The sequence below is a fragment of the Bacillus lumedeiriae genome, assembly GCF_044891285.1.
Lineage (GTDB): Bacteria > Bacillota > Bacilli > Bacillales > Domibacillaceae > Pseudobacillus > Pseudobacillus lumedeiriae.
The window spans coordinates 16447-41118 of record NZ_JAUIYO010000018.1; the positions used below are offsets into that span (position 1 = coordinate 16447).

The 24672-nt window shown below is 41.3% G+C and carries 25 protein-coding genes and 2 tRNA genes; 2 read left to right on the forward strand and 25 right to left on the reverse strand.

Going from position 1 to position 24672, the window contains the following annotated elements; translation table 11 throughout:
- Positions 1-180: 180 nt before the first annotated feature.
- A tRNA-Met gene (locus QYG89_RS15050) sits at positions 181-254 on the forward strand.
- A gap of 56 nt (positions 255-310) precedes the next feature.
- Positions 311-382: transfer RNA gene (locus QYG89_RS15055), tRNA-Glu, on the forward strand.
- A gap of 296 nt (positions 383-678) precedes the next feature.
- Here the strand turns inward: QYG89_RS15055 and QYG89_RS15060 are convergent.
- From QYG89_RS15060 to metG, 25 genes are all read right to left on the reverse strand, one after another.
- Positions 679-1125, reverse strand: coding sequence for a S1 domain-containing RNA-binding protein (locus QYG89_RS15060; protein WP_404318769.1), 447 nt, complete (start codon positions 1123-1125; stop codon positions 679-681).
- Positions 1126-1213: 88 nt separating this feature from the next.
- Complete coding sequence (locus QYG89_RS15065) at positions 1214-1606, reverse strand: FtsB family cell division protein (RefSeq protein WP_404318772.1); 393 nt, start codon at positions 1604-1606, stop codon at positions 1214-1216.
- 16 nt (positions 1607-1622) lie between these two features.
- Positions 1623-2234: a spore cortex biosynthesis protein YabQ gene (gene yabQ / locus QYG89_RS15070; protein ID WP_404318774.1), complete on the reverse strand. Its 612-nt coding sequence runs from the start codon at positions 2232-2234 to the stop codon at positions 1623-1625.
- Positions 2231-2530, reverse strand: coding sequence for a sporulation protein YabP (yabP, locus tag QYG89_RS15075; protein WP_404318776.1), 300 nt, complete (start codon positions 2528-2530; stop codon positions 2231-2233). Before yabP ends, yabQ begins: the two co-directional genes overlap by 4 nt.
- A 228-nt stretch (positions 2531-2758) precedes the next feature.
- Complete coding sequence (locus QYG89_RS15080) at positions 2759-3019, reverse strand: RNA-binding S4 domain-containing protein (protein WP_404318843.1); 261 nt, start codon at positions 3017-3019, stop codon at positions 2759-2761.
- A 23-nt stretch (positions 3020-3042) separates the two neighbouring features.
- Entirely contained in the window at positions 3043-4509 is a 1467-nt protein-coding gene (locus tag QYG89_RS15085; protein ID WP_404318779.1) for a bifunctional methyltransferase/pyrophosphohydrolase YabN, read from the reverse strand.
- A 32-nt stretch (positions 4510-4541) separates the two neighbouring features.
- Positions 4542-6128, reverse strand: a complete 1587-nt coding sequence (locus QYG89_RS15090) for a putative polysaccharide biosynthesis protein (protein ID WP_404318782.1) — start codon at positions 6126-6128, stop codon at positions 4542-4544.
- Between the two features lie 150 nt (positions 6129-6278).
- On the reverse strand, positions 6279-6815 hold the full coding sequence (gene spoVT / locus QYG89_RS15095; protein WP_404318785.1) for a stage V sporulation protein T: 537 nt from the start codon (positions 6813-6815) through the stop codon (positions 6279-6281).
- A 251-nt stretch (positions 6816-7066) separates the two neighbouring features.
- A complete protein-coding gene (mfd, locus tag QYG89_RS15100) occupies positions 7067-10582 on the reverse strand; it encodes a transcription-repair coupling factor (RefSeq protein WP_404318788.1) in 3516 nt (1171 codons plus the stop codon).
- A gap of 122 nt (positions 10583-10704) precedes the next feature.
- Complete coding sequence (locus QYG89_RS15105) at positions 10705-10935, reverse strand: anti-sigma-F factor Fin (protein ID WP_404318791.1); 231 nt, start codon at positions 10933-10935, stop codon at positions 10705-10707.
- Between the two features lie 117 nt (positions 10936-11052).
- Positions 11053-11619 carry an aminoacyl-tRNA hydrolase gene (gene pth / locus QYG89_RS15110; RefSeq protein WP_404318845.1) on the reverse strand — a complete coding sequence of 189 codons (567 nt, stop codon included), beginning with the start codon at positions 11617-11619 and terminating at the stop codon, positions 11053-11055.
- 144 nt (positions 11620-11763) lie between these two features.
- Positions 11764-12387 (reverse strand): 50S ribosomal protein L25/general stress protein Ctc, encoded by a 624-nt coding sequence (locus tag QYG89_RS15115; protein WP_404318793.1) that lies wholly within the window; start codon positions 12385-12387, stop codon positions 11764-11766.
- Positions 12388-12670: 283 nt separating this feature from the next.
- Positions 12671-13630 carry a ribose-phosphate diphosphokinase gene (locus QYG89_RS15120; RefSeq protein ID WP_404318796.1) on the reverse strand — a complete coding sequence of 320 codons (960 nt, stop codon included), beginning with the start codon at positions 13628-13630 and terminating at the stop codon, positions 12671-12673.
- Positions 13631-13646: 16 nt separating this feature from the next.
- Complete coding sequence (glmU, locus tag QYG89_RS15125; RefSeq protein ID WP_404318799.1) at positions 13647-15020, reverse strand: bifunctional UDP-N-acetylglucosamine diphosphorylase/glucosamine-1-phosphate N-acetyltransferase GlmU; 1374 nt, start codon at positions 15018-15020, stop codon at positions 13647-13649.
- A gap of 185 nt (positions 15021-15205) precedes the next feature.
- On the reverse strand, positions 15206-15499 hold the full coding sequence (gene spoVG / locus QYG89_RS15130) for a septation regulator SpoVG (protein WP_404318802.1): 294 nt from the start codon (positions 15497-15499) through the stop codon (positions 15206-15208).
- A gap of 330 nt (positions 15500-15829) precedes the next feature.
- Positions 15830-16204 (reverse strand): RidA family protein, encoded by a 375-nt coding sequence (locus QYG89_RS15135; RefSeq protein ID WP_404318805.1) that lies wholly within the window; start codon positions 16202-16204, stop codon positions 15830-15832.
- A gap of 12 nt (positions 16205-16216) precedes the next feature.
- Complete coding sequence (gene purR / locus QYG89_RS15140; protein WP_404318807.1) at positions 16217-17050, reverse strand: pur operon repressor; 834 nt, start codon at positions 17048-17050, stop codon at positions 16217-16219.
- 67 nt (positions 17051-17117) lie between these two features.
- Complete coding sequence (gene ispE, locus QYG89_RS15145) at positions 17118-17987, reverse strand: 4-(cytidine 5'-diphospho)-2-C-methyl-D-erythritol kinase (protein WP_404318809.1); 870 nt, start codon at positions 17985-17987, stop codon at positions 17118-17120.
- A 165-nt stretch (positions 17988-18152) separates the two neighbouring features.
- The gene (locus QYG89_RS15150; RefSeq protein ID WP_404318811.1) at positions 18153-18329 is read right to left on the reverse strand and encodes a small, acid-soluble spore protein, alpha/beta type; all 177 of its coding nucleotides are present in this window, start codon (positions 18327-18329) and stop codon (positions 18153-18155) included.
- Positions 18330-18892: 563 nt separating this feature from the next.
- Complete coding sequence (veg, locus tag QYG89_RS15155; RefSeq protein ID WP_404318814.1) at positions 18893-19147, reverse strand: biofilm formation stimulator Veg; 255 nt, start codon at positions 19145-19147, stop codon at positions 18893-18895.
- Positions 19148-19330: 183 nt separating this feature from the next.
- The gene (gene yabG, locus QYG89_RS15160; RefSeq protein ID WP_404318817.1) at positions 19331-20209 is read right to left on the reverse strand and encodes a sporulation peptidase YabG; all 879 of its coding nucleotides are present in this window, start codon (positions 20207-20209) and stop codon (positions 19331-19333) included.
- Between the two features lie 136 nt (positions 20210-20345).
- Positions 20346-21221 carry a 16S rRNA (adenine(1518)-N(6)/adenine(1519)-N(6))-dimethyltransferase RsmA gene (rsmA, locus tag QYG89_RS15165; protein WP_404318820.1) on the reverse strand — a complete coding sequence of 292 codons (876 nt, stop codon included), beginning with the start codon at positions 21219-21221 and terminating at the stop codon, positions 20346-20348.
- A complete protein-coding gene (gene rnmV, locus QYG89_RS15170; protein ID WP_404318822.1) occupies positions 21218-21775 on the reverse strand; it encodes a ribonuclease M5 in 558 nt (185 codons plus the stop codon). The genes rsmA and rnmV overlap by 4 nt, the downstream gene beginning before the upstream one ends.
- A gap of 8 nt (positions 21776-21783) precedes the next feature.
- The gene (locus tag QYG89_RS15175; protein ID WP_404318847.1) at positions 21784-22554 is read right to left on the reverse strand and encodes a TatD family hydrolase; all 771 of its coding nucleotides are present in this window, start codon (positions 22552-22554) and stop codon (positions 21784-21786) included.
- A gap of 90 nt (positions 22555-22644) precedes the next feature.
- Positions 22645-24627 (reverse strand): methionine--tRNA ligase, encoded by a 1983-nt coding sequence (gene metG, locus QYG89_RS15180; RefSeq protein WP_404318849.1) that lies wholly within the window; start codon positions 24625-24627, stop codon positions 22645-22647.
- Between the last annotated feature and the right edge of the window lie 45 nt (positions 24628-24672).

Below are 24672 nucleotides of genomic sequence, written 5' to 3' on the forward strand. Positions count from 1 at the left end.
ACGTTTCTTTGCTGTCATTATACAAAACGTCCTTTTCAAAGTTTGTCAAAAAGGGAAGGCTTTCCAAAAAAGTGTTCGACAGCAAGAACAGTCACTTTTTTTACAATCTATTAAAAAAGTAATTGACAATCATCCGTAATCTAAGTAATATAGTCATTGTGTTTAATGTTCTCTTGTTTTGGCGGTGTAGCTCAGCTGGCTAGAGCGTACGGTTCATACCCGTGAGGTCGGGGGTTCGATCCCCTCCGCCGCTATTAAAGAATGTTCATAAGCAGCTGGTATTCTATTGCTCGCTGCTGTATTGTAAAAAGGCCCGTTGGTCAAGCGGTTAAGACACCGCCCTTTCACGGCGGTAACACGGGTTCGAATCCCGTACGGGTCATCGGCACAAAAAACCAGATGTTCGCAGATCCAAGTGGTCTGTCGGAAATCTGGTTTTTTACTTTGGTCAATATTCGCCAGTTTTTTTAATGACCAGCAAAAAACAGCAGCTTTTTCTTTACATAACGCGGCCGCTCATGTATTCATGTTCACTTGATCTATAAGCTTCACAGCTTGACGACGAATCGCACAAATAAAAAAGCTGCCCTGAAAGGTTCATCCAACTCTTTCAAGGCAGCTTTTTGCCGCTAAATAATTATTCAAATTAGCTTGCAGCTATATTTAAATAGACAGCAATTACCCTTTTCTTGCTCCTCTTCCGCCACGGCGTGATTCTGTTTGGCGTTTCAAGGTAGACAGACGGTCCTCACTTTCTTTCAGAAAGCGAGCCATTTTTTGTTCAAAGTTCTCTTTTGGAGGTGCATAGCTTCCGCCTCTTGGTCCTTTCGAGCGGTAATCGTTATTTCTTGGACGGGAACGATAGGACTGCTGTTGTTGTTGCTGCGGCTGGTCTTTTGCTTTACGGATGGATAAACCGATCTTTCCATCACTTTCTACGTTAATGACCTTTACTTCTACCTCATCACCGACAGTTAGATGGTCATTAATGTCTTTCACATAGTTGTCCGCCACTTCACTAATGTGTACTAATCCAGTTGAACCTTCCGACAATTCAACAAACGCTCCGAATTTCGTGATCCCTGTCACTTTACCCTGTAACTTGCTGCCTACTTCGATTGACATAAAAAAAATGTTCCTCCTTAGAAATGATCAAGCTTTATCCTTTATTATATTACTAAAAAAAAAGGTGTCAATATGCCCTTTCTTCTTATCATTTGACTTTGCCGCCTTCATCTGACTCCGGAATATTAAAAATGATCTCTCCTTCATCAGATAAAAAATAGTTCTTTCTGGCAAGCTCAGCAATGTATTCATCATCATCGAGCCTTTCCAGTTCTTCTTCATACTGCTTTTGCTGCTGCTTTAACTCTACTAGAGCTGATTCTGCTTCTTCTTTTGCAAGCTTCTGTTTCTCCAGTTGGGCTGTCTTTGAAAAAACAGTGGACATCAGGCCGATAGAAACAAGAAGAGCTACTATACAAAAAGCAGATAGTCTTCTATACAGCTTTTGTTTATGCCTCGCCATAAACAATTCTTTTCTAGCTTGGCTGAAGACAAAGGCGTTTTTCAAAGCAGTTACTTTTCGTTTGTTTAAACCGCTCATTTCCCTTCCTCCTGGCTCATTTTTTCCAGCGTTTTACTGTATTCATAATTTTATTCTTGATCATTAAGAAAAATCCTGCCAGTTTCTCATATAAATCGGCCGCTTTTTTTCGCACTCCAGCCGGGAAAAACCGCCAAATAAAGACAATAGGTGAAAAAATGATCTTTCCTATAAATAATAATAGGTAAATGGTGGTTTTGGCAAGAAACAGTAAGATTTTTCCGATAAACGTTATGAACACAAGTACTATTTTGATGATGATCTTGATTGGAAGGATAATGAGAAAATAAAAACACCTTTTTAGAAACAAGAAAATATTTACGATAATTAAAATAGTCTGTTCGAGAAGCTTCAAATAAAGAGACTTAAATAATGCTTGATAAGCTGAATATCCACAAAGCAGAGCTAGGAAGATATATAAACGAATTTCACCAAAATTGACACGATATAAGCAGTAAAAGATCAATAACCCAAACGAACACCAGAACATAATATCCGTAAAGAAAGCGATAATTCGTGAACGGTTGGGCCGCTTTAAAAACCGCTGATATGTGTCTAGCAGTGCACCAAATAAAATTCCCATAGCCACCATCGACACCAACGTTTCAAATTGAACCGTTAACGTCATTTAAACAGTTTACTGAACAGCCCTTTTGATTTTTCATTTGCTGACTGATCAGTATAAACAAGACTAAGGACGCGGCCTTTGATCTCTACTAGGCCGCGATCTACATCTAAATTTTTCATTTGGAGATTTTCACCTTTGATAATGAGCATTCCCATCACCGTCAACAATAAAAATTCCTCACTATCAAAGCTTTCTACTTGTTTCACCCCGGTGATCTCCATCGTTTTCCTTCCTTGCATAACGATATCGTGACCGTCAGCCGCTCGATTATTAGTAGAATCATACATCCGATTCATCTTTCTCCTCCCTCACTGCAAAGTACAAGCTTTGCCACTAAATGTATGCTTGTAACAGTCAAACTATGAGGGAAAGAAAAAAATTCAGAATATGTTAAATCATCTTATTAATAAGCACTGTTAAAATCCCCTGTTGATTTCCGTTGAGGACGCTCGCTTTCTATGGATCGTCCGCAACCCTCCCCGCCGCTATCGATCCAATGTTTGTTGCCGGCCTCGATGCTTCTCTTATTCGCTTATTCTTTCTTCCTTTAATAATTCATACATACCGGCGGCTTCTTCTTTTTTTGTCGTTTCCTGCAGCTTTTCCACTCGTACGGTAAGGATGCGCTGGCCTAATCGAACGGAAAGCTCATCCCCAGCCTTTACATTAGAGCTGGCTTTCGCTGTTACTCCATTAATCGTTATTCTTCCTTGATCGGCTACTTCTTTTGCCAAGGTTCTCCGTTTAATTAATCTTGATACTTTTAAAAACTTATCTAATCTCATTGTAGACATTTTTTTCTCTCCCTTTACAATCCCATATTTTTTGCTTCATCCCAAAATCCATCTAATTCATTGAGTGTAAAATCATGAAATGAACGGCCGCTCTCTCTTACCCGTTCTTCAACATGAGAAAAGCGGCGGTAAAACTTTTCATTTACTTTCGCAAGTGCTTCTTCTGGATGAATAGCATAAAAACGGGCGACATTGATAAGAGCAAAGAGAACATCTCCAAATTCATCGAGCTGTTTACTGCTGTCTCCGTTTTTCACTTCAGCCAAAAACTCATGCCATTCTTCCATTACTTTTTCAATTGCTCCGCTCGGTTCATCCCAGTCAAATCCGACTTTGGCTGCTTTCTTTTGAAATTCATAAGCACGCAGCAATGCAGGCAAGCCTTTCTCTACCTCATCCAGGCGGAAAACCTGCTCTTCTCCTTTCTCCTGCTTTTTGATTTCCTGCCAATTAGAAATAACAGCTTCTGCATTTTCGGCTTTGGCATCCCCAAACACATGCGGATGACGTCGAATCATTTTCCGGGAAATAGATTCAATCACATCTTCAATAGAAAACATTCCTTCATCTTCACCGATCTGTGCATGAAGAAGCACCTGCAACAGTACATCCCCTAATTCTTCAATGATATGATCATCGTCTTCACGGTCAATCGCATCAAGCAGTTCATACGCTTCTTCAATTAAATATTTCTTTAAGGACTCATGTGTCTGCTCCCGATCCCACGGACAGCCATCCGGCCCGCGCAGCTGAGCAATGATATTGCGCAAAATAGAGAACTCTTTGTACGTGTCCTCCTCGTTTTGAATGGGCGGCACATATAAAGACGTGAGATTATTCAGTTCTACTTCCCGATCCAGTTCATATAGGGGCATCTTTTTGGTTTGCTGGTCTGCACTTCCAGCTGCAGTCACAACAATTACTTCATGCTCATCTGGATATTTCTCCATCAGTGTCAGCTTCACATCGGAAGCAACAAATGCATCATACACTTGTGCAATGACTACATGCTGAAAAATGTTAAGATCTTCTTTTTTTAAAGATGTACCGTCAAGGAATTGAAACCCTTCGATCGGATCCGCGTGAACGGAAGCAAATAGATCATCCAAGAAGCTGTGCCCGCCAGCAATCGTTACTTCCAGATCATCTATGCGGGATCTCTCAAGCAGCAGCTGCACTGTTTTTTCTGCCACAATAGGGTGACCGGGAACGGCATACACAATGTCACCATATTTGCGGGCCTGATCCGTTAATATAGAAGCAATCTCTTCATATACAGCCTCAAATTGATCATGTTTTTCATAAATGCTGTCAAAGCTCTCGAAGCGAATACCCTCCTCCTTTTCAAGCTCAGTGATGACTGGATGATCCAGCGTGCGGGCAAAAATATGAGTTGATTGTAACAATAATCGATAAACGCCTAGCGGCAGCTGATTGATATCGCCCGCGCCAAGACCAATGATCGTAATAGATGGGATCATATACTTCTCTCTCTTTCCATTATAAGTTTCCTTTACTTCGTTCTTCTGCTCAGCCTGCTGCCGAAAGGAATTTGCTGCAGTTCTTCTTCTGTAAATAGCTTTACTTTTAAAATGATATAAATAAAAACAAACGCTCCGACTGCCACACTGCTTAAGGCTATTCCCGTCATAGCAAGTCTGCTATTTGCTTCTGATGATAAAACATATTCAATGCTCCATCTCCATGCTTGCAGAACAATGGTCATACAGAAGGCAGCTAACAATGCTTTTCCCGCTGCCTCTTTTTTTAAAAAAGCAGTTTTCCATTTCTTTTGAAGAAGAAAAGCTAAAAAAGCAGTCATCCAGCTAAAGGATAACACCGTTGCAGCCGCAGCTCCGAACGTCCCAAACAGGGGGATCAACATGATATTTCCAATGTACTTAAAAACGACACCTGTTAATACAGCGACAGCAGGGAAGAAATCATTCCCTAGTCCCTGCAAGATCCCCGTTAATGTAAGAACAAGGGAGCTAAATAGAATAGATGTACAAAAAACAGAAAGGACAAACGATCCATTACTATTCTCAAATAACATCATATTCACCATATCCATAATATTTAACAGCCCTGCTGTTGCCGCTAATCCGAACGTAACGCTTACTTTCAACGCAAGCTGGATACAATTGTCTAACTCTCGATACAGATTTCTGCGATACGCAGATGTGACAAGCGGAACAAGTGTTAAAGCAAGTGCAACAGCCGCCGTAGTTCCAAGCTGCAAAAGCGGCTGACCGCGATCATAAACCCCTTTCGCTATTTTTGCTTCTAATTCACCCATCCCTCCTTTTATTAATCCTTGATATACATTTAACGAATCAACGAGCTGAAACAAGATCATTCCCATGCTAGAAAGACAAATTGCCGCCCCTTGAATAAACAGCACCTGAATTTCCTTCCTTGTTACGCTGCTTTTCACTCTCCGCTTTCCTTTAGAAATAAGGCTGCCTTTTCGCACGAAATAAAATAAAACAGCCACAGCGGCGAGTGCACCTGCTATGGAACCTGCTAAGGCACCGGCACCAGCCGTATACAGAGAAGCCCCTTTTTTAATGAGCACATAGGAGAATAATAAAATAGCCCCTACGCGGACAGACTGTTCTACTATTTGAGAAACGGCCGTTGGCATCATGTTGCCTTCTCCTTGAAATACGCCGCGCCATACAGTTAAAAACGGAATAAACAAAAAAGAAAAAGACGTAATCTGAAGAAGCGTCTGTAAGGAACGGTCACCCATGACAGCTGCTATGATTTCTGATCCAAAAAAAACAGCTGCCCATAATAACACACCTGTACAGCTCGTTATGTAATAAGAAAGACTAATGACTTCCTGCCTGCGCTGAGGATCATTCATTGATTCAGCTATCAATTTCGAGACAATAACCGGAAATCCGTATGTAGATAATGCAATAGCAATGCCATAAAAAGGGTAAACCTGCTGATAAATATAAAACCCGATATCACCGACTATATTTTGAAACGGTACTCTGTACACAGCGCTTAAAATTTTCACAAAGATCGCCGCCATTGTTAAAATAGCCGCTCCCTGCATGAATGTATTCTTTCCTTTTGGTGACCACATGTAACACTCTGCCCTTCTAAACAAACTACTCCCAACTTAATACATTTACATAGGAAAGCGCAAGCACCTTGACCCATCAAAAAAAGAAGCAGATTTTATTCTGCTTCGGATTGTAGAAAAAGTCTATTTAGATATTCTATTCCCTTCCTATTAACTCTCCATTTGTTTGGCTAAAAAGCTAGCGGCGGTTTCCGCTGATTTCTTTTCCACTTCTCCCAGCGAACGATCATCTGAAAAAATAACGACAACACCGATTGGGTCACCGTTCGCAATAATTGGTGCCATTGTATAGGAGTGAATTTTTTCTTCGCGGCCATCTATGAATGACACTTGTGATTGCGGGTGATTCAATACATTCTGACGTTCTTCCATCGCTTTTTCGATGGATTCGCTAATGCTTTTATTTACATATTCTTTTTTGGATACACCAGCAGAAGCAATAATGACATCTCGATCACAAATTAAGACAGAACTGTTTAAACTGTCGTTTAGTGCCTCTGCGTACTCTTCAGCAAAATCACCTAATTCACTAATAGGGGAATATTTTTTCAGAATAACTTCTCCATCCCGATCAACGAAAATTTCTAAAGGATCGCCTTCTCTTATCCTTAACGTACGGCGGATTTCCTTCGGTATAACGACCCGCCCTAAATCGTCGATTCGACGAACGATACCAGTTGCTTTCATCTTATGCTGCCTCACTTTCGTCAGATGATTAATTGACAATGAATCAACGATCACATATCGATGTCACTGTCCCTGTGATGTTATTATTTATCATCTTAGGAGTTCTATACATATTGTTGTGTTTTTTCTAGTTTTTTGAATAGCAGCCGAAAAGAATCCGATAAAAAGCAATACCCATTCGTTTGTGTTTGTAAACAATCGTCGTCACAGGGACCCTTAGGATCATATACAGCAGTCAACTTTCGTTTCTGTTACTTTTTCGCCTGTTCTACGTTTTTTATCAGATCAAAAGCAATCTCAAACCATGTATTAATCGACATTTTCCTTATATCAATCGTAATTTTAAGCTTGTTGTCTTCCATGCCAAGTCCAATAGATCTGCCGTGCTTATTGCAAATATTAAATAATTTTGAGCCGTCCATTTGTTTCGTGCCTGCTTCACTCATCAACAGATAAACGGTGTCTTTTTCTTGTTTAATTAACTCTAGCTGTGCTGCCGATGCATAGACTTTCATCTCGGCTACTTTAAAGAGATCTTCCACTTCACGAGGATAGTCTCCAAAACGGTCGGTCATCTCTTCCTTGAGCTCGGCTGCTTCTTCTAGTGACTCTATACTTCTAAATCGCTTATACATTTCAATTTTCTGGCGGCTGTCTCTAATATACGTATCCGGAAGATAAGCATCAATAGAAATATCCACTTCAAATGGCGGAACCATTTCTTTATGATCTGTTCCTTGTTTTTGTTCAATGGCTTCTTTTAGCATTTGAGAATATAGATCAAAACCAACGGAATCAATAAATCCATGCTGCTGGGAGCCAAGCAGATTTCCTGCCCCTCGGATCGATAAATCACGCATTGCAATTTTAAAACCAGAGCCAAGTTCAGTAAATTCTTTAATCGCCTGCAAACGTTTCTCTGCCGGCTCTGATAGTACTTTGTCCTTACGATACATGAAATAAGCATAAGCCACACGATTGGAACGCCCGACCCGTCCGCGGATTTGGTAGAGCTGAGACAGGCCCATCCGATCGGCATCATGAACAATAAGTGTATTCACATTCGGAATGTCTACACCGGTTTCAATGATCGTTGTTGTAACGAGAACATCAAATTCTCCTTCTAAAAAGCTTAAAATAACTGCTTCTAATTCCCGTTCCGTCATCCGGCCATGCGCATATGCCACTTTGGCATCGGGAACGAGCGTAGCAATTTCATCCGCTTTTTGCTCAATATCTTCTACACGATTGTATAGATAAAAGACCTGCCCTTCACGAGCAAGCTCCCGTTCAATGGCTTCCCTGATTAAAGCGGGATTATGTTCTGCCACGTATGTTTGCACAGGGAAACGGTTTTCCGGCGGTGTTTCGATGACAGATAAATCGCGGACACCGAGCATTGACATATGAAGTGTTCGCGGAATCGGCGTCGCTGTTAACGTGAGAACATCCACGTTTGTTTTCAGCTGTTTAATCTTTTCCTTGTGTGTCACTCCGAAACGCTGTTCTTCATCGACGATTAGCAAGCCAAGATCATGGTATTGAATGTCTTTGGACAGAAGGCGGTGTGTCCCGACCACAATATCAACTGTACCGCTTTTAAGGCCTTTAATCGTTTCTGTCTGTTGTTTTCTAGAACTAAAGCGGCTCAACAAGCCAATTCTGATTGGAAAGTCACGGAATCGTTCCGTCATCGTTTCAAAATGCTGCTGGGCAAGGATCGTTGTCGGCACGAGAAAAGCTACTTGTTTTTCATCCGCAATGGCCTTAAAAGCAGAACGAATAGCTACTTCTGTTTTCCCATATCCAACATCACCACAAAGAAGACGGTCCATAGGGCGTTCTTTTTCCATGTCGTGTTTGATCTCAGCAATTGAACGCAGCTGATCTTCTGTCTCCTCATATGGGAAGGTGGCCTCAAATTCCCTCTGCATTTCACCATCTGGAGAGAACGCGTATCCTTTTGCAGCTTCCCTTTCCGCATAAAGCTTAATCAAATCATCTGCAATGTCCTGAACAGACGATTGGACTTTACTTTTTACACGTTTCCATTCACTGCCGCCTAGTTTATATACCTTTGGCTCTTTGCCTTCTGACCCAACGTATTTCTGTACTAATTCAATTTGCTCGACCGGAACATAAAGCTGGTCCGTTCCCTGGTATTTAATATTTAAATAGTCTTTGTGTACACCTTTAATTTCCAGCGTTTCAATCCCTAAATATTTACCTATTCCATGATTCACATGAACGACGTAATCGCCCGGCTTAAGTTCAGAATAACTTTTAATTCGTTCAGCATTAGACAGCTTCTGGCGCCGCGCACTTTTTTTGGGTTTCTTATTGAACAGCTCCTGCTCTGTAATCACGGCAAGATGTAAAGCTGGAAATTCAAAACCGGCTGTCAAAGACCCTAAACGGACTTGCACGGCCTGTTCAATGATGTCGGTGCTTTCTAGTGAACTAGCAGCTTCAATCTCATAGTCTGCCAACACACGCTGGATTTTAGTCATCCGCTCTTCATTTTCACCGAGAAAGATGACGGTCATGCCGAGCTTTTTCCATCTTTCCACTTCTGCATGAAGTACATTCATTTGACCATGAAAATCTTGCATAGGCCGTGAAGAAAAGTTGACGATATTTTCTGGATGAGTGTCTGCTGCTTGTCGTAAAAACAACGCAAGATAAATAATCGGCTGGCGAATAAACGATATTGCCTCCGAAAAATGATAAGACATCTTCACATCATGTACAATTTTTCCTTCTTCAAGTAAGGACGTATACCATTCCGCTTCTTCCTGTCCAAGAGAATCATTCATTTCTCTAATCCGGCTGATCTCATCGAAAAATACGAGTCCATCATCCGACAAGTAATCGGTTAAGCTCATTGAATTTTCATACATTAAAGCCGTGTACTTAGATAATCCATCGATTGGAATCCCTTGCTTCAGCCGGTCAATTTCAAAGCCAATGTTTTCTTCCATCAGCTGTTTCGTTTCTGCTTTTTTTACTTTTTTCAATGATTCTTTCAGCGCTTTCTCAAGCCGCTGGGACAATGTTAAGAGTTGATCCGGCGAATACGGCGTTTCTGTCACCGGACTAATATGAATAGCAGATTTACTTTCAATTGACCGCTGATTTTCCATGGAAAACGTTCGGATCGAATCTACCTCTGTATCAAACAACTCAATGCGAACAGGATGTTCCATCGTCAGCGGATATACATCAATAATTCCGCCTCGCAAACTGAATTCTCCCGGTGCATAAACCATGTCTGTGCGCTGATATCCCATTTGCACGAGACGATGAATCGTTTCATCTAGATCAAGCTCATCACCAACTGCAATGGTTTTCTGCAAACGGGCCCATTCACTTTTCGGCGGCAGCATTTTACGCAGTCCAGAAATAGGGACAATGTAAATCCCCTTTGTTTCATGCACCATGTGATTCAATACTTCGATGCGCTGTGCCCGCAATTCTGGGCTGGCAATGCTAATCTCAGCGGCTATTAACTCATTCGCTGCGTATAAATACACTTCTCTCTCATCGATAAACTGGATCAGGTCATCGTAGAGCTTTTGTGCCTGTAGCAAGTTATAGGTTACGACCATGACAGGCTTTCTTGTTTTCTCATAGGCAGCGGCAATAAAGAGTGATCGGGATGATCCCGAAAGTCCAGCTGCCAGCTGTTCTTTTAATCCCCCCGACAATCCATTAAAAATAGATTGTACCTCATTATTTCGCAAGAGAATCTGTTGTAAACTATTCACACTTTCTTCCTCCCCTTATAACGGACGATTCACTGTCCATTCAACCAAGAACATTCTCTCCCTGCCCATTTGTCCCGGCAGTGTAAACAGAAAAATGCTTTGGATCGCTGTCCAAAGCTGTTTTAATGTATAAAATAATCATATTGATGAAATTCAGGATTTCTTTGAAGAGATTCTTCACAATCTTCACATATGGTCATGATCGTTATATTCCCTTCAGAATCATAATGAACCATTTCTGTTCTTTCGCGCTCTGTCAATGCATCAATACCGAGCTGCCGGCTAGAAACAATCGTTTGCTTGAGACTCCCAACGTTTGTTCCGCAATGACGGCAAACGTAATGAATAGCCATGTGCCTCCTCCTTTGCTGCCAACTTCTGTTATGTTAACGTTAGTATAGGCAAAGAAGAAAACATTTATTCATGCGTGCAGGCTGTTAGCAAACGTTCGCTTTCTTCGTTGTCCGCCTTCATGCTTGAATATTATATTCATTCATCACATCAAGAAATGGTCTCTCGAGCCATGCTTCCACCGCATCTGCACTTTTTGAAACAACTTGTTTCACTTTTCCCTGCTCGTCCTCTGTAAATTTACCTAGTACATAATCAACCACGCGGATCGGTGCCTGCGGCCGATCAATTCCAATACGGATACGATTAAAGTTTTCCGTACCGAGATGAGCAATCGTCGACTTAATTCCATTGTGCCCGCCTGCACTGCCTTTTTGCCGAAGACGGATTCTGCCAACAGGCAAATCCAGGTCATCATAAATCACGACAACGTCTTCAGTTTCAATATTATAATAACGCATGACTTCGCCAATACTTTCCCCGGATAAGTTCATGTATGTAAGCGGTTTAAGAAGAATCGCTTTTTCTGTTCCTTTCCTTACAATCGTGTAAATTCCTTTATGCTTAGCTTCTGTAAGAGGAGAGCCGAAACGTTCGGCCAATTCTTCAATCACATCAAAACCGATATTATGTCTTGTTCCTGCATACTTCGCTCCCGGATTGCCAAGACCAACAATTAGCTTCATTTTTTGCACCTCAAATTTTTTCTTCATGAGTTAACTCTAGTATAACGCACATGAATAAGAAATTACACGACTAATTCTGTTAGTTGCTTTGTTCCCTACAGAAAAGAGATCGGCTCAAGAAAGTAACTGAGCCGATCTCTTCGATTATTCTCCTGACTTTTCTGCATCTGCTCCTGTAGCCGAAGCTTCTGTGAGGTCTTCTTCAGCTGCTCCTTCGCCTACACGCGGAGGAAGAACAGATACGATCACTTCATCGTCTTCGTGATTGATTGTAAATGACTGTCTGGTGCGAATATCACTGATTGATAAACTGTCACCGATATTTAAATGAGAAATGTCTATTGTAATATTCTCAGGGAATTCGCTGACTTTCGCCGTGACGGAAAGCTCAAACAACGGCTGTTGCACAACTCCGCCTTCTTTTGACCCCGGAGCTTCTCCTTCTAAATCCACTCTAACATTTGACGTAATTTCAGAGGATAAATCTACTGCTAAAAAATCAGCATGAACGATGTAATTTTTAATTGGGTCATGCTGATATTCATGTAAGATGACATTATGAGCTTGTCCATCCACCGTTAAAGAAATCACCCCATTACGGCCTACTTCTTTAATGACTTTGATAAATTCCCCTTCATTTACAAAGATCGATGCAGCCTCCATGTCCTTTCCGTATAAAACAGCTGGGAAATTCCCTTGTGCACGAAGTCCGCTTTTAGCCGATCGTTGAAACTCATTACGTTTTTTTGCTTCAAGTACTGAACTCATTTGAGAAACTCACCCTTCTTTATCATGATCTCTGCCTTAAAATATTGTGTCCTCCATCATATATTCCCGTATTGTTCAGTCTTTAAACATAAAAAAAGCCTAAAATAGGCTTTTTTTAAAAAAGATAAGAAATGATAAACTTTTAGGAGAATTAGATCATTGTCCAGCTCCGAGCATCATCGGCTCAAGGGCATAAATTAATCGCTTCGGAAGGCAAAGAACGCCTTCTGGCAGCGCTTGGCTTATACTTTTCGCCGATAAGCGGGTGCTCTCCGCTTTTCTATTAATCAAACAGTGTGCTGACAGATTGTTCTTCATGAACACGAATGATTGCTTCACCAAGTAAAGGTGCGACAGATAGTTCCACAACCTTGCCAATTCTTTTTTCTTCTGGCAGGGCAATCGAGTTTGTCACAACAAGTTCTTTAATAATAGAGTTTTCGATGCGCTCAATGGCTGGGCCTGATAGTACAGGGTGCGTACAAGAAGCGTAAACTTCCTTAGCTCCGTTTTCCACAAGGGCATTAGCCGCAAGCGTAATCGTACCAGCCGTATCAATAATATCATCAATTAAAATGGCAGTTTTCCCCTCAATATTCCCAACGATGCTCATCACTTCAGCAACATTTGGTCTTGGGCGGCGCTTATCAATAATCGCAATCGGTGCTTTTAAACGTTCAGCCATCCGGCGCGCACGGGTTACGCCACCATGGTCCGGGGAAACAATTACGACGTTATCACCGATGAAGTTCTTCTCTTTAAAATAAGCAGATAAAATCGGTACACCCATTAGATGGTCAATTGGCATATCGAAGAAACCTTGAATTTGCGGCGCATGCAAGTCAAGTGTAATCACACGGGTTGCTCCTGCAGTTTCCAGCAGGTTTGCTACTAACTTCGCTGTGATCGGCTCACGTGCACGGGCTTTACGATCTTGGCGTCCATATCCATAGTAAGGAATAACAAGGTTAATCGTTTTAGCAGAGGCACGTTTTAGAGCATCAATCATAATGAGCATTTCCATCAGGTTTTCGTTAACCGGTGCACTTGTGGATTGCACAATGTACACATCGCAGCCACGGATACTCTCTTCAATATTGATTTGAACCTCTCCGTCGCTGAAACGGTTGACCGAACATTTTCCTAATTCTAAACCGATTGCTTCTGCAATTTCTTGAGCAAGTCTGCGGTTAGAATTAAGAGAAAAGATTTTTAGTTTTGGGTCTAAATACTGATTATGCATGGGTGGACCTCCGCTTTTATTTTTTATGATTTAACTTCTGCACATAATTTTCTTTATTCACTTGACGGGCACGAGCAATAGATAAAGCTTCACCAGGCACGTCGTCTGTGATCGTAGAGCCTGCAGCAACGTATGCACCTTTTCCAACCGTAACAGGAGCCACAAGATTGGAATTGCAGCCAATGAATGCATCATCTTCAATTTTAGTTAAAAATTTATTTTTCCCATCATAGTTCACCGTGATTGAACCACAGCCTATATTGACTCCGCTTCCTACTTCAGCATCGCCAATGTAACTTAAATGGGAAGCTTTACTTCCTTTACCGAAGACAGCTTTCTTTACTTCTACAAAGTTGCCGATCTTCACTTCGTCACTAATATTAGAAGCAGGACGGATATGAGCGAATGGGCCAATGGCAACGCGAGAACCGATTTCACTGTCGGAAGCAACTGAATGGCGAATCGTTGTACCATCGCCTACTTGACAATGACTGATCTCGCTGTTCGGACCAATCACACAGTCCACTCCGATAGATGTATTTCCGGATAGAACGGTTCCTGGATAGATAACCGTATCGGAACCAATGATAACATCGGGACCGATAAACGTATTTTCAGGACTAATCAATGTAACACCGTTGCGCATATGCTTTTCGTTAATGCGCTCACGCATGATCTTCTCTGCCTGACTCAACGCCACGCGGTCATTGACACCAAGCGTTTCACCAAAGTTTTCTGTCTGATAAGCAGCCACTTTTTCTCCGGCTTTTTTCAAGATCTCAATAACATCCGGTAAGTAATATTCACCTTGGGCATTGTCGTTAGACACTTTTTTCAGTGTATCAAACAAGTAACGATTATCAAAGCAGTATGTGCCTGTATTTATTTCCTTTACCTGGCGCTCTTCCTCTGTCGCATCTTTATGCTCTACGATTTTTTCAACCATTCCTTGTTCATTGCGAATGATTCGTCCATAGCCATCTGGTGATTCTGTGTAGGCCGTTAAAATAGTTGCCTTCGCCTGCTGCTCTTGATGATAGCTTACGAGTGCTTCCATCGTTGATGACTGAATAAGCGGTGTATCACCGCAAACAACAAGCGTGCAGCCTTCCTTTTCACCAATCAAGGCTTCTGCCTGCATGACTGCGTGAGCCGTACCCAACTGCTCCTCTTGCAAGGCAAATTTACTTTTGCCGCCAAGATAGCCTTTAACTTCTTCTGCTCCGTGTCCGACAATCGTAACAATTTCAGTTGTATGTAAATCAGATATTTGATCAATTACATGTTCTACCATTGGTTTACCGCAAACAGGATGAAGTACTTTATAAAGTTTAGACTTCATACGTGTTCCTTTGCCTGCCGCGAGAATGACCGCATAAATATTCGTCATTGAGGGTCCCCCTATAACCTTTTATCCTTATTGAATATATCTTAAAAGGGAGTCCTTTTCAAGACAGCGAAAAAAACGACAAATTATTGTCAATAAAATGGGAGAGTAATCGGAGGATTGGGAGGAGAGATTTACACATAGAAAAAGAGCCATACATTTGAAGTAGGCTCTTGTTGCTCTTAAACCTATGAAGCTCCTGCTTCTTCTAGTTCCACTTCTTCCAATTCCCCTAAACGATGATACTCAGCTAAAACAGCATCTTGGATTTTACCGCGTGTGTTGGAGTTAATTGGATGGGCAATGTCGCGGAACTCGCCATCTGGCGTGCGCTTGCTTGGCATTGCTACAAACAAGCCATTATTTCCATCAATTACACGAATATCGTGAATCACAAATTCATTGTCCAATGTAATTGATGAAATCGCTCTCATACGTCCATCTGTATTTACACGTCTTAATCTCACATCAGTTACTTCCATGTTCTGTTCACCCCTTTTTCCCCTATATAAAAGCTTTAAACTACTTATTCAATAATATTTCAAATATTCCTTCATTTTTTTTGAAAAAATTATTTTATTTTTCAAAAAAAAGACGGGGCTGTCTCAAAAATAAAGTGTTAAATTCCCCCGATAACAACATATTGTATATTTAAAGATTAACATCCACTATATACAGTATATTGAAGGTACAATCAACCCTCATGAGACAGCTCCGTCAGCTTATGAATAAATTTTGTTTTACATACGTTAAGATCTATTAAAACGTTGATCCTTTAAGAAAGAAACAAATAAACACTTTTTAAAGTTTAATTATTTCACAAGTGCAATAACTTCCATTTCTATCTTTACATCTTTAGGCAGTCTTGATACTTCTACACAAGAACGCGCTGGCTTATGGTCACCGAAGTACTCGCTGTATACTTCATTGATTTCCCCAAATTCCTCCATGTCAGCAATAAATACAGTTGCTTTTACAACGGTGTCTAGTGCAGCTCCTGCCTCTGCTAACACAGCCTGAAGATTTTTAAATACTTGATGAGTCTGCTCTTTTACGTCCCCGTTTATTAATTCTCCTTCCGGCGTAAGCGGAATTTGACCTGAGCTGTAAAATACGTTATTGACGATGATCCCTTGTGAGTATGGACCGATTGCAGCTGGTGCTTGATTCGTTGACACTGTTCTCATTTTAATCTCCCCTTATGAAAATTGGATACTTTGTGAAAAATAATTTCCTTCTACTGCTGTAATAGCTGATGTACGAATGTTTACATCCTGCAGCTTAACAAGAGATATGTAATTTTCCACAAGTCTTTCTTCGTCATGTTCTGCTTCCACTAATACAGCAATGCCTGCCACAGATGCATTGAATTCAGCTAATAGGCTGATCATCCCATTAATGGTTCCGCCCACTTTCATAAAATCATCAACGAGCAAAACTTTAGAGCCTTCTTTCAGGCTGCGCTTCGCTAATACCATTGTCTGTATCCGCTTCGTAGATCCAGATACATAATTAATGCTGACAGTTGGTCCTTCCGTTACTTTATTATCTCTGCGAACGACAACAACTGGAACATTTAAATGCGAAGCAATGGCATGAGCAATAGGGATCCCTTTCGTTGCCACTGTCATAATTGCATCAATTTCCATGCCTGCATAAGCCGAAGCAAGAAGCTTGCCGACTTGATGAACGACTTGCGGATGACCCAGCAAATCCATCATATACAAATATCCGCCCGGAAGCAGTCTCTCTGGATTTTCGATTTGTTCACATAAATCAGCAATAAACTTCCGCGCTTCCATCTCACTGACTTTTGGAAAGTATTTGACCCCCCCAGCTGCTCCCGGTATCGTTTGAAGTGAACCGATGCCACGCTGTTCAAATGTTTCCTTTACGATAGCCAAGTCTTCACTAATAGATGACTTTGCGGATCCGTACCGCTCAGCAAAAAAGGTAAGTGAAACGAGTTGCTGCGGATGTTCTAACAAATAATGGGTCATATCAATTAACCGTTCACTTCGACGAAACTTCATATATTTCCCTCCTCTCCTTAGGAGTTTATCCGAATATTTACTTTTAAATATATCCCAATATACGGATTCAATCAATAGGATTTCCTTCTCCTAACAACCGTACGGCATATACTTGATCACAGAATCCTCTTAATCCATTATAAACTCGGTTCATCCTAGAATCATGCTGCATTAACCCAAAAACAGTCGGGCCACTTCCACTCATCAACACGGCATCCGCACCGAAACGTTCCATCTGTTCTTTAATTTGCGCCACCTCTGGATAAGTTCTCAATGTAACAGACTCCAGTACATTTCCAAGGTGGCTGCACATTTTATCATAATCCTTCGTTTCAATGGCATGTATCATCGCCTCTGTATTGGGGTGCCGAATTCCATCGATCTTTAAATTTTTATATACTTCTGCTGTGGATACCCCGATCGTTGGCTTAGCAAGAACGACCCAACAATTAGGCGGAGCAGGAAGGCGTTTTACCTTTTCTCCTCTTCCTCTCGCCAAAGCTGTGCCGCCATATACACAAAAGGAAACATCTGATCCAATCTTAGAACCGATTTCTGCTAATTCATCTAAACTTAGCCCTAGATCCCACAATTGGTTTAACCCTTTTAACGTAGCAGCAGCATCACTGCTTCCCCCCGCTAAACCAGCAGCTACAGGAATAATCTTCTCTATGCTGATCGCTACTCCTGAACGGATGCTGTATTTCTCCTTCAGCAGTCTTGCCGCCTGGTAAGCTAAATTACGGCTGTCATCAGGAACAAAACGGTTATGGGAGATAATTTTAATTTCATCTTTCGGAAGCGGCTCAAGTTCAATACGATCTGCCAAATCTACTGTTGTCATAATCATTTCCACTTCATGATATCCATCAGTTCGTTTGTGCAGCACATCGAGCGTTAAATTAATTTTTGCTGGTGCCTTCACCATTATTTTCACAATAGACCACCTACTTTGCGCACATTACAGTTTAGCTTATTTTATCATAAAGTCCATTAAGTGTTGGAAAATATAACGTTTTATCCTGCGATTTTCTGTGAGAAAAAAAGAACCGGAAAAAATTCCGGTTCTTTGGCGGCTTGTCATTAGAAGTCAAATAAAGCGTCATTGCTTGTTTGCGAGCTGGCTTTCTGCAAGTTCAATCGCTCGTTTCACCATGTTGCCGGCATCTCGGGCTGTAATTCCGCCCCAGCCTTCCCGTTGAACAGTGTCATAAAATCCTAACTCTTTTGCAAGCTCTTCTTTCAATTGGTCAGACATAATTCCTCTTCTTCTGCCCATTTGTTGGCCTCCTTTTGCCGCTACTCCTAGCTTAACCATCCCTAACAAAACGATTAGCGGAAAATCAAGGAAACCCTAGAAAAGCGGAAGGCGCCCACTGATCGGCGACAAGCAAAAAACAGGCCTTCTGGAAAGATAAAAACTTACCTTTCTAGAAGACCTGTTTTTTTAATCTTTAAAGAATAGACATTTACTTCAGACAGCTGTCTTGTTGTCGAAAGCTTGTGCCCTCTTGTATGATCTTACAATCTGACACTTGGTTTTCGTGTCAGATTTATTGGTTATCCTTTGCGACTCATGAAAGCTATGGGCGAACGATAGCCAGCAAACGAGCTCTATTTACACAACTACCACCACGGTAGAATCGTTCCGAGATATTTTATCGTAAAATTTAAACTCACGCCTACCGACATTCATCTCCCATCTACTCATAGGCTACAACCTTCATATTCCTTGAGGTGAGGATCTTCTGTCGGGAATAATAAAAAAGTGATTGTCCGAAAAGGGCTCAGCTCCCTCCTTATGTTGAAGGAGCCGAGCGCTTTTTGAGGACAACCCTGAAATTAAACTGCGCTTCCTGTCGTATCTTCAAATGTTAATTCTACTGTTTCCGTTAACACGTCGGCATAGCTGTATGACACTCTTTCGAACGCGTTCTCGTCTTGATCCAGTTCCACTACAAAGACTGCTTGATATGTTTCAGCAAGAACCCCGTAACGCTCAATTGTTTTTCGGCGTCCCCCGTTTGCTTTCAACAAAAGTCTCTTTCCTAAATTTGAATCAAGGGATCTTTTAATGTCGGCTAATGTTTTTGGCATCCGCTTCCACCTCACTATTTCTATAATAACATGATTTAAATAGCAAGTCAAACAAATAAAATATTTTATCAACGAGAGCCCCCTTTTGTCAATGTTTTTTATTTTACAAAAACCTGCTTTTTTCATCATACGTTTAGCGTGCCCAATATTTTAATAACCATGACAAAATATTCCCTGCATTCTTTATTCCTCTTCAGACTGCTGAAAGGGCATGCCCAGCCGAAGCACTCCTTTTGTTTCAATTCCTCCAAGCCCTTTATTTCCAGTCAGCGTATTTCTAAGCACTTCTCTTACATCCACAAGCTCATTAAATGGCGTAAATCCGATTTTGGCTGAAATATATACCGGATCCAACGCATGAATGTTCACACGAAAGGGAGAACTCGCAAAATTGGCTCCAGCTCGAATCAACGATTCAAAGTGCGACTGACATGCCCCTGCAAAAATGACAAGCTGGTCGAGATGAGGAAACTTTTTTCTCGCCAGCCGAACTGTTTGAACAAAGTGTTTAGAATGCCGATACGCATTTATGTCCGATTTACTGCCTTTTGTTTTAGAATAAGAGTCATGCCCGGTAATCACTAATATGTCAGGACGATATTCGTCAATAAGTCCTGATATTTTCTTCGGCATCTCCTCCTCTAGGCAATGCACGCCATAAACGGGAAGCCCGATTTTCTCATATGCCGCCAAACACTTTTTTAAATAATTAGGATCACCGTCCATATGAAGCACTCTGCCTGGTATTTGAAATACATCATTTTCGTTCCGATAACATTCTGTCGCCCGATATTCTTGTCTTTCTTTAATCAATTCAAGTTCCTGCCGAAATAAGTGGAACGATTGCTCTTCACGCATTTTTGTTGCATGAGTCATTCGCTTCTGTTCATCAGGTTCAACTTCTAATAAATCGGAAAACGGGGCATCTGCAATCAGCCGGTAATCCTCCCCGGACAAAATGGCGATTTTCCCCTCCTTCGTCTCTTTAATCTCTATTACCCGGAACAATATATCATTTCCATAAGACGGACGGCTAACGATAGAATTGATACGAATCACCATGTGATCATCCCCGTTGCTTTTTACTCTTCTAATCATCTTATGCAAAGTGAGGATATTGGGGAATACGAATTAGCTGTAAATATAATCCTTAAAATTAATAAAAAATATCCGCCCTAATCATTTCAGGCGGATACGTTTATTGAAAAATAGGGTAAAGCGTATTAGAGAGCCGGGCAAATTCCTCGAGCGAAAGGGATTCTCCTCTTCTAGAAGGATCTACTCCCGCTTTGCCGAGTGCCTCAATCACAAGCTCTTTCTTTGCTTTGCCTTCCGGAAGCTGGCTCATTAGGTTATTTAAAATGGTTTTTCGGCGCTGAGCAAATGAAGAACGAGTAACCGTAAAAAAGAAAGCTTCATTATCGACTTTCACAGCCGGCTGGTCTCTTCTCAATAATTTAATGACCGCAGAATCCACATTTGGCTGCGGCATAAAAACTGTTTTCGGCACGATAAAAGCCGTTTCGGCTTCCATGTAGTATTGAATAGCAATAGACAATGAACCATATTCTTTCGTGCCTGGCTTTGCGGAAATACGGTCAGCTACTTCTTTCTGAAGCATAACAACAATTCCCTTAAAAGGTACATTTTCTTCAAGCAGTTTCATAATGATCGGCGTAGTCACATAATAGGGCAAGTTAGCAACGACCATTAAATGATCACATCCCGAAAATTCCTGTTCTGCGATTTGAGCCACGTCTGCTTTTAATATATCCTCATGAATAATGTTTACATTATCATACGGAGAAAGCGTATCAGCCAAAATTGGCAGAAGCCGCTGGTCAATTTCAAAAGCGACTACTTTGCCGGCCGTCCGTGCTAAATGTTCCGTCAGTGCCCCGATGCCAGGACCAATTTCAATGGCCCCTGTTTCTTTTGTCAATTCAGCTGTTTCTGTAATTCTGCGTAAAATATTCGGGTCAATTAAAAAGTTCTGTCCTAAGCTTTTTTTGAAAGAAAACCCATACTTCTCTAATATTTCTTTCGTTCGCGTAGGAGTAGCAATATCCTTCATTTTATTTCCTCCTGCAGCACTTCTTTCAAAGCGCGGGCAAATTGTTCTTGCGTAATTTGGAACATGAGCAGCCGCTTATGCAGCTGCTTGCCGTTCGTATAGCCGATTCTCAGCTTTTCACCAAGTTTTTCTCTTCTTTCTTTTGCTTTCTCTCCCCCAATTAGTCCAGCGTCAACGAGATCTTCTTTTGTAATCTGCTCAACCGCTTCCCTTTCCACAAGCTGGGCATCCTTCAGTGCTTTACGAATCGCTTCAACAGACGCATGTTCCACACCGACCCCCCGCCCCTTTTTTTCAATGGCTTCGTGCTTTGGCAAAAAAGCGTGTTTGCAGTTTGGCACATGCTCAGAAACTATATGCCTAATCCGTTCACCCGGATAATCCGGATCAGTAAATATGATGACTCCCCTTGTTTCCTGTGCTAGTTTAATTCTCTCGATGGCGGCCGGCGAAACGGCTGAACCGTTCGTTTCGATGGTATCGGCATCTACTGCTCTTTTAATCGCTGTTGTATCATCTTTTCCTTCCACAACAATAATTTCTTTAATTTTCATAATATCACTCACCACTCGATTTTAAAAAGCTTTCGGGCATTCTCAGTTGTAGCCTGGGCAACTTCTTCGTAAGAAAGACCCTTTAGTTCCGCAATTTGTTGGGCAACTAACTTCACATAAGCAGGTTCATTGCGCTTGCCGCGATACGGGTGGGGCGCTAAATAAGGGCAGTCCGTTTCAATAAGCAGCTTCTCGAGCGGAATATCCTCTGCCACTTCTTTTGGCTTTTTCGCGTTTTTAAATGTAACCGGGCCGCCCAGTGAAATATAAAAGTTCATATCCACGCATTCACGCGCCGTTTCAACGCTGCCGCTGAAGCAATGCATAATCCCTCCTACTTCTTCTGCTCCCTCTTCTTTTAAAATCTCAACAATGTCCTGAGTGGCTTCCCGGTTATGAATAATGATCGGAAGTTTTACTTTTTTAGCCAGCTGGATTTGCTTACGAAACACGGCCTTTTGAATGTCTTTTGGTGATTTATCCCAATGATAATCGAGCCCCATTTCACCTAATGCAACAACTTTTGGATGTTCTGCCAATTCTTTCAGCCAAATAAGATCTTCCTCTGTCATATCGATCGCATCTACAGGATGCCAGCCGACACTAGCATATAAAAAGTCATACGTTTCAACGAGTTCCATTGCTTTTTCAATCGTAGGACGGTCAAACCCGACAACAATCATATGGTCTACACCGGCTTCTCTCGCCCGTTTGATGACTTCTTCTATATCTTCATTATATTGTTCAGCATTTAAATGAACATGCGTATCAAATAACAATCTTTTCATCCCTTCCAAAAGAAAAACATAGACGTTCCCGTCGAATAATTGTTCCACGTGAAACATTCTATGTTTTTCAATCCATTCATTTTATTTAATCCGTGAACCATTCGGCAGGCTCTCATCTACGCTTGCTAATGATAATACGCCATCACTCTTGCCTGCAAGGATCATACCTTGTGACAGCTCACCGCGCAATTTAACAGGCTTTAAATTAGCCACGACAACTACTTTGCGTCCAATTAGCTCTTCCGGCTTATAATATTCAGCAATGCCTGAAACAACTTGCCGCTTTTCAAAACCTAGATCAAGTTGAAGCTTTAGTAATTTATTTGCTTTTTTCACTGGCTCTGCTGCAATGACAGTAGCTGAGCGTAAATCGATATTCATAAAATCATCAATTGTTATTTCTTCTGCAAGTTCGACCGCCGGTTCTTCTTTCTTTTCTTCTTTTACTGGAGCTCCTTGCATTTTCTCTTTAATATAAGCAATCTCCTCTTCCATCTCTAGGCGGGGGAAAATAGGCTCTCCTTTTTTAACAACCGTTGTGCCTTCTTTTATCACACCAAATTGTGCCAAGCTGTCCCATGACTTTAAGTGATCTTCTTGAACATTTAACTGTTCGAAAATCTTCTTCGGTGTTTGTGTTAAAAATGGCTGTAAAAAGACAGCTGTTCTTCTTAACGATTCTGCAAGATGAACCATAACGTTGCCGAGTTTTTCTTTCTCTTCCGCTTTAGCTAGAACCCACGGCTGTGTTTCGTCAATATATTTATTCGTACGGCTCACTAGCTGCCAGACAGCAGAAAGCGCAACGGAAAACTCCATTTTTTCCATCGCCTCTTCATATTGATTGACAACTTCCATATTCATTTGGAGAAGCTGTTCTTCAAATTCACCTGTTGATCCATTGTAAGGCGGGATCACTCCATCAAAATACTTATTGATCATTGCAACTGTTCGATTAAGCAAATTACCTAGGTCATTGGCTAAATCATAATTGATACGCTCAACAAATCCTTCAGGCGTGAATACACCATCTGAACCGAATGGCACTTCACGAAGTAAATAGTATCGGAGAGCATCCAATCCGTATCGGTCAATTAACGTAACAGGATCTACCACGTTTCCTTTTGATTTTGACATCTTTCCATCTTTCATAAGCAGCCAGCCATGAGCAAACACTTTTTTAGGAAGCGGCAAGTCTAGCGCCATCAACATAATCGGCCAATAAATCGTGTGAAAGCGTACAATTTCTTTACCGACAAGGTGAACATTGGCCGGCCAATACTTTTGATATTTTTCATCATGGTCTGTTCCATAACCGAGTGCCGTAATATAATTGGAAAGAGCATCGATCCACACGTAAATAACGTGCTTCGGATCACCCGGCACTTTTATTCCCCAGTCAAAGGTTGTCCGTGATACTGCTAAATCTTCCAACCCTGGTTTAATAAAGTTATTAATCATTTCATTTTTGCGGGATTCCGGCTGAATGAACTCTGGATTTTCTTCATAAAACGCAAGCAAACGATCCGCATATTTACTCATTCTAAAGAAATACGATTGTTCTTTTACTTTCTCAACAGGACGGCCGCAATCTGGGCAGTTGCCGTTTTCTAATTGGCGTTCTGTAAAGAAAGATTCACACGGTGTACAGTACCATCCTTCATACTCATCAAGGTAAATGTCACCTTGGTCTAATAACTGTTTGAAGATTTTTTCCACAATGTCTTTGTGGCGGGTTTCTGTTGTCCGGATAAAGTCGTCATACGAAATATCAAGCTTATCCCATAATTCTCGAATGCCAGAAACAATATTATCGACATATTCCTGCGGAGTTACGCCTGTTTCTTCCGCCTTTCGTTGAATCTTCTGTCCGTGTTCATCCGTTCCCGTTAAATACATCACGTCGAATCCGCGAAGCCTTTTATAACGCGCCATTGCATCGCCCGCCACCGTCGTATAAGCATGTCCAATATGAAGATTTCCACTTGGATAATAAATAGGTGTTGTTAAATAAAATGTTTTCTTTTGATCGTTCAATTTATACCCCTCCTCGAAGACGCTGATTCTTATGTAGAAAAGCCCTCACCCGACGGTTGAGAGCTTCCTTTT